Raw genomic sequence first — 14,301 nt, forward strand, 5'->3', positions numbered from 1 at the left:
CAATCCGGCGACGGCGGCTCCCCCAAGATCATTCCGCGGCGGCGATGTTCCGCGCTGATTAAGTGTGGCTCACTTGACCGCCACATTGGGGAGCGCCAGCCACCATGAAATTCGACCGAGAAATGGCTGTTCGTGTTCGGGAACGCGCCGCGCTGCGCGCATTTACAAGGAGTGAAGGCAACTTATGGCTGTGGCACCCGGCATCGCAACGAGCACCGATCCGAACACGGTCGAGGATGAAGGCGCGCACATCGACGCGCCTGAGCTGCGGCTGTTCGTCATGGCGCTATTCTTTATCTTCGGCGGGATCACCAGCCTCAACGACGTGATCATCCCGAAGCTGAAGGAGCTGTTCACGCTCAATTATATGCAGGCGATGCTGGTCCAATCGGCCTTTTTCGCAGCCTATTTCGCGGTTTCCATTCCCGGCGCACGGCTGGTCAAGCGGGTGGGCTATATGCGGGGTGCCGTGATCGGACTCCTCACCATGCTGGCGGGATGTCTGCTGTTCATCCCTGCCTCGGCGAGCGCCACTTTCGGCGTGTTCCTCGTCGCGCTGTTTGTCCTCGCATCCGGGATCACCATTGTTCAGGTGGTCGCCAACCCTCTGATTTCATTACTGGGCCCAGCGCGCACCGCGCACAGCCGGCTGACCTTCGCTCAGGCGTTCAACTCGCTCGGCACAACCATCTTTCCTTATGTGGGCTCGATCCTGATCCTGGGCAGCCTCGCCACCGTGTCGGCGGCCGAACTGTCGGGCGAGGCGCTTGCGCGCTACCGGGTTGCGGAAACCCGCGCTGTGGTCGGCGCCTATGTGGGCCTCGCGATCGCGCTGGGGCTGGTGGCGGCGGTTGTCTGGTTCAATAGGAATCGGCTCAAGGGCGAGCGGCACGAGCAAGGCTCGGTTCTTGCGAGCTTCGACCTGCTGAAGCGGCTGCGCTTCGGCTTCGGCGCCGCCTGCATCTTCCTCTATGTTGGCGCCGAAGTCGCGATCGGCTCGCTGATCGTGAACTATTTGATGCAGCCGCATGTTCTGGGCCTGGCAGAACAAAGTGCCGGCAAGCTCATCCCGCTTTATTGGGGTGGAGCGCTGATCGGCAGGTTCATCGGTTCGGCCGTGCTTCGCCTCATCAGCCCCGGCAAGGTGCTAGCGTTCAACGCGCTCGGGGCCATCGCCTTAATCGCCATTTCCGCCAACGCCACCGGCGCCGTCGCCGGCTACAGCCTGCTCGCCATCGGCCTGATGAACTCCATCATGTTCCCGACGATCTTCAGCCTCGCTTGCGAAGGCTTGGGACCGCGGGCCGCCGATGGATCGGGCGTGATCTGCGTGGCGATCGTCGGCGGAGCAGTGATCCCGCCGCTGACCGGCCAACTCGCCGATGCGAGCGGCAGCCTCGCTCTTTCTCTCGGGCTGCCCGCGCTCTGCTACGCCGTGATCGCTTCATTTGGAATCTACGCTCGCCGACCGGTCGTGTGACCTTCCGTGCGGAATCCGAACAATATTGACAGCTCCGCCTTAACAGCTATTGTTCGGCTTTCGAACAATAATGGCGGAGAGACTGGTGGGGAAGCGGGCGGCGTTGTGGGCGAGTCTTGCGATGCTTGCAGTCGCTCCCGTGCTGGCGGCGACCGGGGCCGACGTGGCCCGCACGCGCCATGAGGGCTATCGCGAACTCGGCGCCGCCTTCAAGAACGTCAATGACGAGCTGAAGGGGGGCAGCCCCCAAGTCTATGTGCTGCAACTCTCGGCGCGCCAGATCCGCAATGTCGCGCAACAGCAGTTCAACTGGTTCCCGGCCGGCAGCGGTCCCCAGCCGGGGGTGAAGACCCGCGCCAAGGTGGAAATCTGGGCCAATCCCGGCGAGTTCAAACGCCTCCAAACGGCCTTCGCCAATCAGGCGAACCTTTTCTTCCAGGCTGCGGCGACGCGCGATGTCGCAAAAATCCGGGCGCAGGTGAAGCCGTTGGGAGCAACCTGCGCCTCCTGTCACCGCAGCTTCCGCACCGAAGACTAGGGTAGCTGAAGGAGAGCGCTGCGATGAAGCCGAGGTACTGGATCGGTATCGCGATAGCGGGATGGGCCGCTGCGGCAGCGGGGCAACCTGCCGACATGCCCATTCCACCGGTCACGACGATGGCCTTTCCGGCTGGCATTTCCGTGGCGAAGCTTAGCGACGGCCAAGTCTTTGTCGATGTTAAGGGGCGCACGCTGTACGGGCTCGACATGCGCACGGTGCTGCGCTGGACGGCCGATCCGGTGCAGTTCTGCCAAGCTAGCTGCACACAGGAATGGGAACCGTTGCGCGCGCCTGCCGATGCGGGCCCGCCCGCCAATTTGAAGCCGTCCCGTCGCGAGGAGGGGAGTGCCCCGGTTCCGGATTGGTCCGTGGCCAACGGCCCCGCCGGCCCGCAATGGGTCTATAAACGTTGGCACCTCGTCTTCACGCGCAAGGGCGAAGCACCGGGCTCGGCTGCCTTTGACGGTGCGGACGAGCTTAGCTGGAACTCGCTGAAGTTCGTGCCGCCCGTGCCACAACTGAGCGCGCCGCCGGGCATCAAGCCGGTCTTCGTGCGCGGCGCCTATGTGCTTGCGGATGATCAGGGCCGGCTGCTGTTCACCGGCAAATGCGAGGCAAGCTGCAGCGGCTGGACAGAGTTGGCGGCTGGCCTCGCCGATGGCGGCCTGGGCGACTGGTCCGTGTCTCGCGCCGGCGACCGCGCCCAGTATCTCTATCGGGGCGCCCCCGTCTTTGTGAGCCCGACCGGCGCGCCGGATGACCTTCCCGCCGGGTCGACGATGTTGAGGCCGGACAGATGAAGCACTTACGTGGCAAGCGCGTATGGTCTCGCGGGGCGGATGTGGCGGTGGCCGCGGCTACGGCGCTTGCCATCGGCGTGTGGTTCAAAGCTCCCGATTTCGCAGGTTCCGCGGCCGTGGCGGCCCCGACCGTCAAACTCCCGCAGGTGCCGGCCAATGGCGAGATGGGCTTCGTCGTCAGCCGGTTCGGCCCCGCCGTCGTCGAAGGCGACAAGACGGCCTGCCCGCAAGGCCCGGGCTTCACGCTTCGTGAGTCCTATCTGGACTCGCTGCCGTCCGCCGAGCGCGCGCGCCTTTCTCTCCCGGCGAACGAGCCTGAGCTGACCAAGCGCTGGCAGGCGCTCGCCTTCGGGCCCAACGGAACGAACATCTGTTCGCAGCCGGACATGTTCGACCGCCCGGTGATCAAGCGGACGGTGCAGAGCAGGCGCGCGGTCGGCATGAACCTGGATGGGGACTCGGGTGATGGCTCGGGCAATGCGGAAAGCTGCACGCACGAGAATTTCACCAGCCCTTCGGGTGAGCGGGGCATCGATAACCAGGCCTACCGGGTGCTCGGCTGCTCCTATCTGGGCCCCGACGGCACCGCGGGCGAGGTCACGCGCGGATACAGCCAGTTTCTGGCTTCGGGCGAATGGACGCAGCTTATCCTGGTGAGAGGCGTCGACAGCCTGGAGCATGACGAGGATGTCGAAGTGATCTACGCCAACACGCCTGACCGGCCGCCGGTCGACAGCAAGGGCAACTTCATTCCCGGCGCCAGCTTCACGGTCAGCAACACGCTGCCGCGCTATCGCAACGTGCTGCGCGGGCGGATCGATCATGGCGTCATCACGACCGAGCCGAACGACATCAAGCTGACCCAGACCTGGGGGCAGGGCGGTGCCCGCGACATTCGCGGCAACCGCACCAAGTTCGACTTGCGACGCGCGAGACTGCGCCTGAGCATTCAGGCCGATGGCAGCCTCAAGGGCGTGGTCGGCGGCTATCAGCCCGCGTGGGAGCTGATCCAGAGCCCGTCCCTTGGCGGCGTCGGAGCAGCCCTGGTGGCTGGAGTGGATTGCGCCGCGCGTCTGAAGACCCTGAAGATGTACGCGGACGGCATTCGCGATCCCAAGACCGGGCAATGCACCGGCGTGTCGAATGCCTATGATCTCGCCGCCGTCCCTGCCATGGTCAACGACGTACCGGAGGCAAGGCGATGATCAAGCTGCGTCGCATCTTGTCGTTGGCTTCAGCCTTGCCGTTGCTGCTGGTCGGTTGCACCACTGCGGAGGGGCCCAAGAGCGCCGATAAAGCCGAAACTCAGGCGGCCCTGTCTGCCGCGCCGCTCAACCGGATCGTCGGCACGCGCCGCCTGACGGAAACGCAGTATCGCAATAGCATCGCCGACATTTTCGGCCCTGACATCCGGGTGGCGGGGCGGTTCGAACCGATTGTGCGACCCGCGCACGAGCTGATCGCATCGGCGGCTGCCAGTTCGACGATTTCGCCGACCGGTTTCGAGCAGTTCGACGCGGTCGGGCGAGGCATTGCCGCTCAGGTCTTTGGCAAGGAGCATCGCGCCCGATTCGTCCGTTGCACGCCGCGCAACGAGCGCCAGGCCGATCCGGATTGTGCGGCAAAGACGCTGAAGCCGATCGGGCGCTACCTGTTCCGACGGCCGATGACGGCTCAGGAAATCGCTTTCTACGTCAAGCTGGCGGGAGACGCCGCCACCCCGGTCGGATCTTTTTATGACGGGCTCGCCACAGCACTCGCGATCATGCTGGTTTCGCCCGACTTCCTGTACGTCGTCGAAACCGCCGAGCCCGATCCGAGCCATCCGGACGAATTGCGGCTCGATAATTTTGCGCGGGCGTCCCGCCTCAGTTTTCTGCTCTGGAACTCGACCCCGAACGAGGCGCTGCTGCAAGCGGCGGAACAGGGGCGGCTTACCGACTCTAACGAATTGGCCGCCATTGCCGAACACATGATCGGCTCACCCCGGTTCGAGCAGGGCGTGCGCGCCTTCTTCTCCGATCTGCTGCTGTTCGAGAAATTCGACGAGATCGCCAAGGACCCGATCGTCTATCCGCGCTTCAATCAGGAAGTCGCGCAAGCCCTGCCCGAACAGATGCTCCGCACGATCGTCGATCATCTGGTCAATCGCGACGGCGACTATCGCGAACTGTTTACGACGCCCCGCACATTCATGACGCGGTCGCTCGGGCCGCTCTACGGGGTTCGGGTGCACAAACCCGCAGGCTGGGAGCCGTTCGAATTCGGTCCTCAGGATGATCGCGCGGGCCTGCTCGGCCAGGCCGGTTTTCTGGCCCTCTATTCCCACTCCGGCCGCAGCTCGCCGACGCTTCGGGGCCGAGCGATCCGCGAATTGCTGATGTGCCAGCCGGTGCCGAACCCGCCCGGCAATGTGAACTTCACCGCCGTGCAGGACACCTCGAACAAGAAGATGCCAACTGCGCGCATCCGCTTGGCGGCGCATGCCACCGATCCGGTGTGCGCTGGCTGCCACAAGATCACCGACCCGCTCGGTCTGCCGCTGGAGCGGTTCGACGGCATCGGCGCCTTTAGAGCCACTGAAAACGAGACGCCGATCGATGTCCGGGGGTCGCTGGACAATGTGTCCTTCGGTGGCGCCGCCGGGCTTGGCAGGGCGATGGCGACGAACCCGTCGACGAGCCAGTGCGTTGCCTTGCGTGCGCTTGAATATGCAGTCGGGAGGACGAGCGGCGAGGACTCGACGCTTGCGGAAGCGGTCGAGAAGAAGTTCGCCGCCGCCGATTATCGCATCCGCGCCTTGTTCCTTGAGGTCGCGACGATGCCGGAAGCCTATCGCATCAAGCCGGTGCCGCTGCTGAAAGCGCCCGATGAAGTCGCCGCATCGGGCGCAGCCTCGTCGAAGGGAGATTGACCATGGCGTTCGAACTCAATCGCCGGACCATGCTGCGCGGAGCGGTCAACGGCGCGGCGGTCGCCATCGGCCTGCCTTTGCTCGATCTGTTCCTCGACGGCAACGGCGAGGCCCTGGCAGCGACCGGAGCACCGCTTCCCGTTCGGTTTGGGACCTGGTTCTGGGGGCTTGGCGTCAACCCACCCCGCTGGTTCCCGGATGCCGCTGGGCCGGACTATGAGCTGAAGCCGGAACTGGCGCCGATCGCGCCACTCAAGCACAAGATCAACGTCTTCGGCAATTTCTCGGTGCCGCTCGACGGCGCGCCGAACTTGCCCCATGCGAGCGGCGGGCCGGCGATCCGCACGGGCCGTGCGCTCGAGGCGGATCGCGGCCTGCCGGGCGAGTCTTTCGACGTCTCCATCGGCGACGTGATCGGCAATCGGACGCGCTTCCGGTCGCTCGAAATGTCGGCGGTCGGCGACCCGCGCAACTCGCTCAGCGGCCGTGGCGGCGGCAATCTCAACCCGTCCGAAGTGTCGCCCGCCGGCCTTTACTCGCGCATCTTCGGCCTGGGCTTCAAGGACCCGAATAGCGCGACGTTCACGCCCGATCCGCAGGTCGTCGCCCGGCGCAGCGCGCTGTCGGCGGTGACCGAACAGCGTCAGGCGCTGGAGCAAAGGCTGGGCGCCGCCGACCGGCAGAAGCTCGACCAGTATTTCACGTCGTTGCGGCAGCTCGAAAAGCAGCTCGACGTGCAGCTGACGAAGCCGGAGCCGATGCAGAGCTGCGTGGTGCCCAGGCCGGTGGCGGACACAATGGTCAACGCTGAGATCGAGACGGTCGTTAGGAACCATCAGCTGATGACGGACCTGCTGGTGATGGCGCTGGCTTGCGATCAGACGCGGGTGTTCAACACGATGTTCAACAATGGCGCCTCGTCGCTGACGCGGATCGGCAGCACGATCACCCATCACCAGCTGACCCACGAAGAGCCGCTCGACAACCGTCTCGGCTACCAGCCCAGTGCCACCTATTTCCTGACCCGGATTATGGAGGCTTGGCTCTACTTCGTCTCGGCCCTCGACAAGGTGAAGGAAGGCAACGGGACGCTGCTCGACAACACATTGGTATTCGCACACAGCGAGACCGAGTTCGCCAAATTCCACACCATCGACAACATCCCGATGATGACGGCTGGTAGCGCCGGCGGGCGGCTCAAGACCGGTATCTATGTGGACGGTGGCGGCTCTCCCGTCAGCCGCGTTGGCCTGACCCTGCAACAGGTAATGGGCGTGACGGTCGATAAATGGGGCACGAAGAGTCTGGAAACCAGCAAGCCGATCAAGGAAATCGTCGCGTGATCCGATCGGCAAGCATCACGGGACTCCTGTGCGCTCTGGCGGCATCGCCAGTCGCCGCACAGCAACCCGCCACTTCCGGCCAAGTGCTCGGCCCAGCGCTCCGCTCGTCCGACCTGGACCGTTCGGCGCGCTTCTACACCGCCGGGCTCGGCATGGTGAAGGCGGGCCGGATCGAAGCGGAGGGTGCGACGGAAGTGTTTTTTGCCTTCGAAGGGGCGCGACGGGGACCTCTGATCGTCCTGTTCAAGAGCAACGACCCGGCCAAAGCCACGCCGATCGACCACGGCAACGGCTATGGGCGGACGATCCTGCGGGTGCCGGACGTGGCCGCATCGAGCACCCGGCTGAGGGCGGTCGGCTATGCCCCAGGCGAAATCCGCGTGAATGCAGTGCACAAGAGCAAGATCATGTTCGTGAAAGACCCGGACGGATACAGCTATGAACTGGTCGAAGCCTCAGGGGGTGGGGAATAGAATGGCGAAGGATATCGGCATCAGCCGCCGCGGGCTGTTGTGCGTGGCGGCGACGGGCGCGGCCGCAATCGCGTTGGCCTCACGGGCAAGCGCCGCCAACGCGGAAGCCTGCTTCAATCCGGATGCTCTGCCCGCCGCGCAGAAGAGTCTGCGGCGTTCGCTCGGCTTTCAGCTCGCGTCACCCGATCCGGCCCGCAAGTGCGGTGGCTGCGCTTTCTTCACTGCCAAACCGGAAGGCTGCGGGAGCTGCGCACTGCTGAGCGGGGGACCGGTCACGGCGGCGAGCGTGTGCAATTCCTGGGCAAAGAGGGGCTGAGTCCATGCGTCACCCGGCCAAGCTCAGGCCCGCCCCGGACGAGGCGATGCTATCGCCCGGCGAGATCGGAGCCTTGATCGAAGCGCTGACATTCGCGCAGCGCGAACTCGTCTCCGCGGTCAAGGACCTTCGGGACGATTATCGGCTCGGTCCTAGGGGGCCCTGGATCGTCGGCCAGATCAACCGCGGACAGTTTCGCACCCAGGCCGACGTCGTCCGCTATTACAAGGTCGGCCGGAGCATCATTACCGACGAGATGCGAATGCTGCATCAGGCCGGGCTGGTGGCAACCCGGACGTATGAAAACGACGCGCGACAGTTGGGGTTGACGTTGACAACCCTTGGTGAAAAGTTTGCCGACAGGATCGGCCAAGCGCTCGGCATGGTGATCAGGGAAAGAGTTTCCCACTATTCGCGGCCCGAGATCCTGGCCTGCACGCGTCTGCTTCGCGACTTGGCTTCCGGGGTTCCCGCGGGAGTCTGGACCGAGCGCCAGGACGAAGAATACGAGTGATGGCGGAACGACGCCTGATCGCCTGGGATCTGCCGACGCGGCTTTTCCACTGGTCGCTCGTGGGGCTGCTGGCGTTTTCGTGGTGGAGCGCTGAAAATCATGCGCTTGAATGGCACCTCTGGTCGGGTTTGACCGTTCTTGGCCTGCTGACCTTTCGCCTGCTCTGGGGCCTGTTCGGGAGCGATACGGCCCGGTTTAGCCATTTCGTGAAGGGACCGCGCGCCGTTGTGCGATACCTTCGCGGGGCTGAGCGCAATCCGTCGGTCGGCCATAATCCGCTCGGCGGCTGGAGCGTCATAGCCCTTCTGCTGGTGCTTCTGATGCAGGTCTCGACCGGGCTCGTCGCCGTCGACGTGGACGGCATCGACTCCGGCCCGCTCTCATACTTGCTTGATTTCGACCAAAGCCGCGTGGCCGCCGAAATCCATGAGTGGAGTTTCAACATCCTGCTCGGCCTGTCGGCACTGCATGTGGCGGCGATCCTGTTCTATGTCGCGGCCAAGCGCCGCAACCTGCTGTGGCCGATGATCACCGGCTCGGTGCCAGCCGGCGACGACGAGACCGGCGCCCGCCCAGCGCCCGCGTGGCGGGTGCTTGTTGCCGCTGCCGTCGCATCCGCGCTCGCCTATGGAGCCTCAACGGGCTTTCGCCTCTAGCCGCTCCTCCCGCCCTCGCTGGACCGATTCTCGATCCGTTCGGAAACGCCGGGGCGATACAACTGCATGTCGATCTGCATCGCCGGGCCGATATGTCCCGAGCGAGGCTTTGAATCGGCGGAATTCCGCGCTTTCTGCAGCCCGCCGGACCCTTGCTGGGCGCGTTCCATAACGGGTATCCGGGCAGTCGATTTAATGAGCCTGTCAGCGGAGCAGAAACCGTCGCGGGCTGACAAGGTCTCTAGGGGAGAGGGCATCAATGCGTTATCCGACCACTGACGACGCAGGATGCGACCGCGGACGATGACAGCCGCGCCCCCGACATCATCGTCACCGGCACCTTCGTGCGCGGCATCGCGCCTCCGGGTGCCAACGTGCTCCAGACCTCCAGCGCCGATGTACAGTCGTCTGGTGCTACTTCGGTCGCCCAGGTGCTCCAGACGATTCCGCAGCTCGGCTCCTTCAACAGCTTGCAGCAGCCGCTGGCGAACAGCTCCGAGGTGGCTGTAAACCGTCCCAACCTCCGGTCGCTGCCAGGCTTCAACACCGGGTCGGGTTCGACCACTCTCGTGCTGATGAACGGCCATCGCTTGGTCGGCATGGGCGTCACGTCGACGACGCCTGATCCGGATGTGATCCCGCCCGGCGTGCTCGAGCGGCTGGAGATCGTGCCCGACGGCGGTTCGGCGATCTACGGCTCCGACGCGGTCGCCGGTGTGCTCAATTTCGTGACCATCAAGCGCTTCGACGGCGTCAAGGTCGACGGCTCCTACGGTTTTGCCGACAACTACTACGCCTGGGACGCGAACGCGACGGTCGGGCGCGACTGGGGCAGCGGGTCGATCTTCCTGTCCTATAACTACGCGAAGACCGACGATCTGCTTGGTCGCGATCGCGACTATATCAAGCAGTTCCCCAACGCGAACGGCTTCACCCAATTGAGCTGCGAACCCGGCAACATAGAGGCGCTGGCCGGCCAGTTCGCAGTGCCGCGGGGCGGCGTGCGCGGTGTGAACGGCGGTGCCGTCAACCAATGCGACTCCAGCGACTTCGCGACCGTCTATCCGAAGTCCCAGCGGCACAGTGCGTTCGCTGGCCTGACTCAGGAACTGACCGATAAGCTGACGATGGAGCTGACGGCCTATTACACGAACCGCAAGACGTTCGTGCAGACCGGACCGTTCCGGGCGACCCAGGTCATCTTCCCGACGTTCTTCGCCGGCACGGCCGCGTCCATGGGCATTCCGGGCGTCAGCAGCCCGTTCAGCCCGTTCAACTTCGGCGGCATCGTCAATGGCCGGCCGGTGTTCGTGCCCGGGAACAACAACGCGATCGATCTCATTCAACAGGCCGATTTCGCCATCGGTCCCAACAATGCGCAGCACACCAATCTCGAGTTGGACACTTGGGGCACCACGGCCAACTTCCGCTATGACGTTGACGGCAATTTCCGGCTGAATCTCTTCGGAAACTACGGACAGAGCACGACAACCCGCATCAACACGGCGCTCAATACCCGGGCGCTGCAGAACGCGATCGCGGCCGGGCTGTTCAACCCTTACAATGTGACGACCAGCAATCCGGCGGCCGTCGGCATCATCACCAACTTCGAGGAATACGGCAGATCGCGCCAGCGGATGGTCAACTTCCGCGCAGTGCTCGACGGCGATCTCTTCGAACTGCCGGCGGGTGCGGCGAAGATTGCCGTGGGTGCCGAATACACCAACGAGAATTTCAACTCGGCGCGCGGCCAGGCCGTGCCCGGCTCTCTGTTCAGCACGGCGCCGGCGCAGCTGGTCGGGACGACCGTCGTGGCGCCGGCGCAACCCGGTGTGTTCCGCTTCGACGTCAGCCGGAACGTCAAGTCCCTGTTCGGCGAACTCGTCGCGCCGATCCTCGGCGGCGACAGCGGGGTCGACCTGACTGTCTCGGCGGCGGGTCGCTACGACCATTACAGCGACGTCGGCAGCACCTTTAATCCGCGGTTCGGCGCCACCTTCAGGCCGGTCGAATGGGTCTCGTTCCGCGGCGCCTGGGGCAAGAGCTTCAACGCGCCCGGTCTTGCAGACTTCGAGCAGGCCGACGTTAACACGCTTTTCATCCTGACCGGCCAGGCCGCCGCGTTCTTCGCTCCGCCCGCAGCGCTTGTCGCGGCCGGCAAATATCCGGCCTATAATGGCGGTCTGATCGTGGCGACCCGCGGCAACGCGCCGAACATCCGGCCGCAGAAGGCGAAGACCTGGACCGTGGGTGTCGACGTCGAACCGCCGGTCGTTCCCGGGCTCCGACTGAGCGCGACCTATTACAACATCAGCTACACGAACTTGATCGGGCTGGCGCCGTTCGAAAGCCCGGCTATTCTCTATCGCGACTTCGGCAACCTGATCACGATCGCCCCTAGCCAGGCCTTGCTCAATCAGGCGCTGGCCAATGCCGACATCATTTCTCAGGGAAGCCCGCCAATCCCTGCTTCGGGCACCTATGCCTATATCGATGCCCGCAAGCGCAACCTCGGCGACTTCAAGCTCGACGGTATCGATTTTTCGGTGAACTATCGTATGACGGCCGGCTTCGGCGAGGTGTTCTTCAACTCGGCGGGCACCTATGAGCTGAACCGGAAGGGCAGCAACACTCCGGGCGGCGTGTTCATCGACAGGCTTAGTGCAAACACCAACCGTTTCCGCGCTCGCACCACATTGGGCGCCGAGGTCGGGCCAGTGCTCGGACAGATCACCTGGAACTACTCGCAGGGTTATGATCTCGATCCGCCCGTCGGGTTCGTCCCGCAGACCCATGTCAGCTCGTTCAGCACGTTCGATCTTTTCTTCAAGTTCGACGTGCCTGGCGACAGCCCGATCACCCGCGACCTGGCATTCACGCTCAACGTGAACAACCTGTTCGATCAGGACCCACCCGAATATCGCGGCCCGAACCAGATTCTTGGTCAGCAGGGCATCGCAAACGGCCTGACCATCGGACGCTTCATCAAGTTCGGCGTGAGCAAGAAGTTCTGATCAGCGCCGCCTGATCCGAAGCATTATGTTCGGCCTCGGCAGCGCTCACCCGCTGTCGGGGCCGCGTTTTTGGGAGACTGCTTGTGCAAAAATTGCGGACATCGTCACTTGTGCGAAGCGCGCTGCTCGTTTGTGCGGGTGGCGCGGGGCTTGTGATGAGCAGCATGGCATCGGCACAGGCCCCCTCGGCCGCACCGGCGGTCAAGACTGCCGGCTATTCGCCCGAGGGCGATCCTTATTTCGCGCAGCCCTATGTCGACATCGAGGAATGGCGCGAGACGCCGGTGCGGCACTACTACGTCCATGGCGGATTCAAGGGCACGGAGACGCGCTTCTCCTTCTACTTCCCACCCAAGGAGAAATATGACGGGCACTTCTTCCAGTTGCACACGCCCGTTCCAGACAACGAGAACCTGGCGCAGAACCCCAACGGCTTCGGCGGGACCGACTTGATCGGCTTCTCGGTCGACAGCGGCGCATATTTCGTCGAGACCAATGGCGGCGGCAAATTCGACCTCGGCAGCATGGACTTCATGAAGCGGGATCCGACGATCGCTGCCTATCGGGCGGCCGCGGCATCGGCGGCTTACTCGCGGGTTGTCGCGAAGCGGTTCTATGGCACCGATAAGCGGCCTTACGGCTATGCGTTCGGCGGCTCGGGCGGCGCCTATCGCACCATCGGCAGTTTCGAGAATACGGTCGGCGTCTGGGATGGCGTGGTCCCCTTCGTCATGGGGTCGAACATGGCGATCCCGAACATGTTCACGGTCCGCATCCGCGCGATGCGCATCCTCGGCGACAAACTCGACCAGGTGGTCGACGCCGCCAGCCCCGGCGGCAGCGGCGACATCTACGCCGGACTGACCCCCCTTCAGGCCGATGCGTTGCGGGAAGTGACGCGCATGGGTTTTCCGGTCGAGAGCTGGTTTGGCTGGCGCACCATGGGGATTCATGGCTTCGCAGCGCTCTATCAAGGCGTGGTCTTTGCCGATCCGGGCTATTTTACCGACTTCTGGACGAAACCCGGTTATCTGGGCCACGACCATCCGGAGCAGTTCGAAGGCGCGCGGATGCAGTTCAAGAGCAGCATCGCAACGCCGATCACCGCGGCCGACGCGGCGCGCCAGCGGATCAACATCGACGCCTCGCACGAAGAGGAGCGTGGCGGTGTCGACACCGCGTTCAAGATTCCCGAGGGCGCCGCAGGCCAGCGCATCGCAGCGTTCCGCCTGACCGGAACGCCGCCGAAGATTCCGTTTCTCGGCGGCGACCTGATCGTCCAGAGCGGAGCGGCGAAGGGCAAGAAGCTGCCGGTAGCGCGAGTGATCGGCGACATCGTGGTGCTCGGCATTGCCGACGCCAAAGTGGCGGCGCAACTGCAGGCAGGCGATGAGGTGCAAGTCGACAATTCCAACTTCCTTGCCGCTGAAACCTATCATCGCCACCAGGTTCCTGATGCGAGCTATAAAGTTTGGGACCAGTTCCGGAAGGCGGACGGCACGCCGATCTATCCGCAGCGGCCGCGGCTGATCGGCCCCGGTTTCGTGCAGGCGACGGGCGGTTCGATCCTTACCGGCAAGTGGACCGGCAAGATGATTGTCGTCGAATCGCTGTGGGACCGCGAGGCGATGCCGTGGCAGGCGGATTGGTACCGGACCCAGGTCCGCAGGTTCCAGGGCGACGCCACCAATGCCAATATGCGGGTGTACATGACCGACCATGCGCTTCACGGCGGGATCGAGGACCCGAGCCGGATCGTGAGCTACAATCCGGTGCTGCAACAGGCGCTCCGCGACGTTTCTTCGTGGGTCGAAAAGGGCATCGCGCCGCCGGCTTCGACCAACTACCGCATCGACGACGGGCAAGTCGTGGTCCCGGTAACTGCCGCCGAGCGCCGCGGGATCCAGCCGGTCGTCCGGCTGAACGTCGCGAACGGCAAGCGCGCCGACATCAAGGCGGGCGACACCGTCGAGCTGGTCGGAACCCTCGAAGTGCCTCCGGGCGCAGGAAAGCTGGTCGCAGCGGCCTGGGATTTGGACGGCCAGGGCAAGTTCGCCATCACGGCGCGAGTGCCGGCGGGGGCAACCCGCACGACCGTTCGGCTGAAGCACCGCTTCGACAAGCCTGGCACCTATTTCCCGTCGTTGCGCGGAACGTCGCAACGGCAGGGAAATACGAAAACGCCCTATGCCCGGATCGAGAATCTCGATCGCGTCCGGGTCGTCGTGACGCCGCGTTCGGGAGAGTGAT

General features: G+C 64.3%; 12 protein-coding genes. All 12 read left to right on the forward strand.

Annotated features, from left to right (window positions below):
- Positions 1 to 184 precede the first annotated feature (184 nt).
- The 12 genes from ACFSCW_RS15425 (at position 185) to ACFSCW_RS15480 (ending at position 14,300) form a co-directional block, all read left to right on the forward strand.
- On the forward strand, positions 185 to 1,480 hold the full coding sequence (locus ACFSCW_RS15425; RefSeq protein WP_380891040.1) for a sugar MFS transporter: 1,296 nt from the start codon (positions 185 to 187) through the stop codon (positions 1,478 to 1,480).
- Between the two features lie 121 nt (positions 1,481 to 1,601).
- A complete protein-coding gene (locus tag ACFSCW_RS15430) occupies positions 1,602 to 2,018 on the forward strand; it encodes a c-type cytochrome (RefSeq protein WP_380891041.1) in 417 nt (138 codons plus the stop codon).
- A gap of 23 nt (positions 2,019 to 2,041) precedes the next feature.
- A complete protein-coding gene (locus ACFSCW_RS15435) occupies positions 2,042 to 2,821 on the forward strand; it encodes a hypothetical protein (protein ID WP_380891044.1) in 780 nt (259 codons plus the stop codon).
- Between the two features lie 47 nt (positions 2,822 to 2,868).
- Positions 2,869 to 4,026, forward strand: coding sequence for a hypothetical protein (locus ACFSCW_RS15440; RefSeq protein ID WP_380891045.1), 1,158 nt, complete (start codon positions 2,869 to 2,871; stop codon positions 4,024 to 4,026).
- Positions 4,023 to 5,735 carry a DUF1592 domain-containing protein gene (locus ACFSCW_RS15445; protein WP_380891047.1) on the forward strand — a complete coding sequence of 571 codons (1,713 nt, stop codon included), beginning with the start codon at positions 4,023 to 4,025 and terminating at the stop codon, positions 5,733 to 5,735. The genes ACFSCW_RS15440 and ACFSCW_RS15445 overlap by 4 nt, the downstream gene beginning before the upstream one ends.
- A 2-nt stretch (positions 5,736 to 5,737) precedes the next feature.
- Complete coding sequence (locus tag ACFSCW_RS15450) at positions 5,738 to 7,078, forward strand: DUF1552 domain-containing protein (RefSeq protein ID WP_380891049.1); 1,341 nt, start codon at positions 5,738 to 5,740, stop codon at positions 7,076 to 7,078.
- Positions 7,075 to 7,551 carry a VOC family protein gene (locus tag ACFSCW_RS15455; RefSeq protein WP_380891050.1) on the forward strand — a complete coding sequence of 159 codons (477 nt, stop codon included), beginning with the start codon at positions 7,075 to 7,077 and terminating at the stop codon, positions 7,549 to 7,551. Before ACFSCW_RS15450 ends, ACFSCW_RS15455 begins: the two co-directional genes overlap by 4 nt.
- A 1-nt stretch (position 7,552) precedes the next feature.
- Complete coding sequence (locus ACFSCW_RS15460) at positions 7,553 to 7,867, forward strand: high-potential iron-sulfur protein (RefSeq protein WP_380891053.1); 315 nt, start codon at positions 7,553 to 7,555, stop codon at positions 7,865 to 7,867.
- Between the two features lie 4 nt (positions 7,868 to 7,871).
- Entirely contained in the window at positions 7,872 to 8,381 is a 510-nt protein-coding gene (locus tag ACFSCW_RS15465; protein ID WP_380891056.1) for a hypothetical protein, read from the forward strand.
- Positions 8,381 to 9,037 (forward strand): cytochrome b/b6 domain-containing protein, encoded by a 657-nt coding sequence (locus ACFSCW_RS15470; protein ID WP_380891057.1) that lies wholly within the window; start codon positions 8,381 to 8,383, stop codon positions 9,035 to 9,037. The genes ACFSCW_RS15465 and ACFSCW_RS15470 overlap by 1 nt, the downstream gene beginning before the upstream one ends.
- Before the next feature lie 374 nt (positions 9,038 to 9,411).
- Entirely contained in the window at positions 9,412 to 12,051 is a 2,640-nt protein-coding gene (locus ACFSCW_RS15475; RefSeq protein ID WP_380891060.1) for a TonB-dependent receptor plug domain-containing protein, read from the forward strand.
- Between the two features lie 155 nt (positions 12,052 to 12,206).
- A complete protein-coding gene (locus tag ACFSCW_RS15480; protein ID WP_380891061.1) occupies positions 12,207 to 14,300 on the forward strand; it encodes a hypothetical protein in 2,094 nt (697 codons plus the stop codon).
- Position 14,301 lies beyond the last annotated feature (1 nt).

This window comes from Sphingomonas tabacisoli (assembly GCF_042678385.1).
GTDB classification, from domain to species: Bacteria; Pseudomonadota; Alphaproteobacteria; order Sphingomonadales; family Sphingomonadaceae; genus Sphingomonas_B; species Sphingomonas_B tabacisoli.

What these genes read in the sequence shown, in the direction of transcription:
- ACFSCW_RS15480 (WP_380891061.1), top strand. Translation starts at nt 12,207, where the DNA reads ATGAGCAGCATGGCATCGGCACAGGCCCCCTCGGCCGCACCGGCGGTC.
- ACFSCW_RS15450 (WP_380891049.1), top strand. Translation starts at nt 5,738, where the DNA reads ATGGCGTTCGAACTCAATCGCCGGACCATGCTGCGCGGAGCGGTCAAC.
- ACFSCW_RS15465 (WP_380891056.1), top strand. Translation starts at nt 7,872, where the DNA reads ATGCGTCACCCGGCCAAGCTCAGGCCCGCCCCGGACGAGGCGATGCTA.
- ACFSCW_RS15435 (WP_380891044.1), top strand. Translation starts at nt 2,042, where the DNA reads ATGAAGCCGAGGTACTGGATCGGTATCGCGATAGCGGGATGGGCCGCT.
- ACFSCW_RS15470 (WP_380891057.1), top strand. Translation starts at nt 8,381, where the DNA reads ATGGCGGAACGACGCCTGATCGCCTGGGATCTGCCGACGCGGCTTTTC.
- ACFSCW_RS15430 (WP_380891041.1), top strand. Translation starts at nt 1,602, where the DNA reads ATGCTTGCAGTCGCTCCCGTGCTGGCGGCGACCGGGGCCGACGTGGCC.
- ACFSCW_RS15425 (WP_380891040.1), top strand. Translation starts at nt 185, where the DNA reads ATGGCTGTGGCACCCGGCATCGCAACGAGCACCGATCCGAACACGGTC.
- ACFSCW_RS15460 (WP_380891053.1), top strand. Translation starts at nt 7,553, where the DNA reads ATGGCGAAGGATATCGGCATCAGCCGCCGCGGGCTGTTGTGCGTGGCG.
- ACFSCW_RS15445 (WP_380891047.1), top strand. Translation starts at nt 4,023, where the DNA reads ATGATCAAGCTGCGTCGCATCTTGTCGTTGGCTTCAGCCTTGCCGTTG.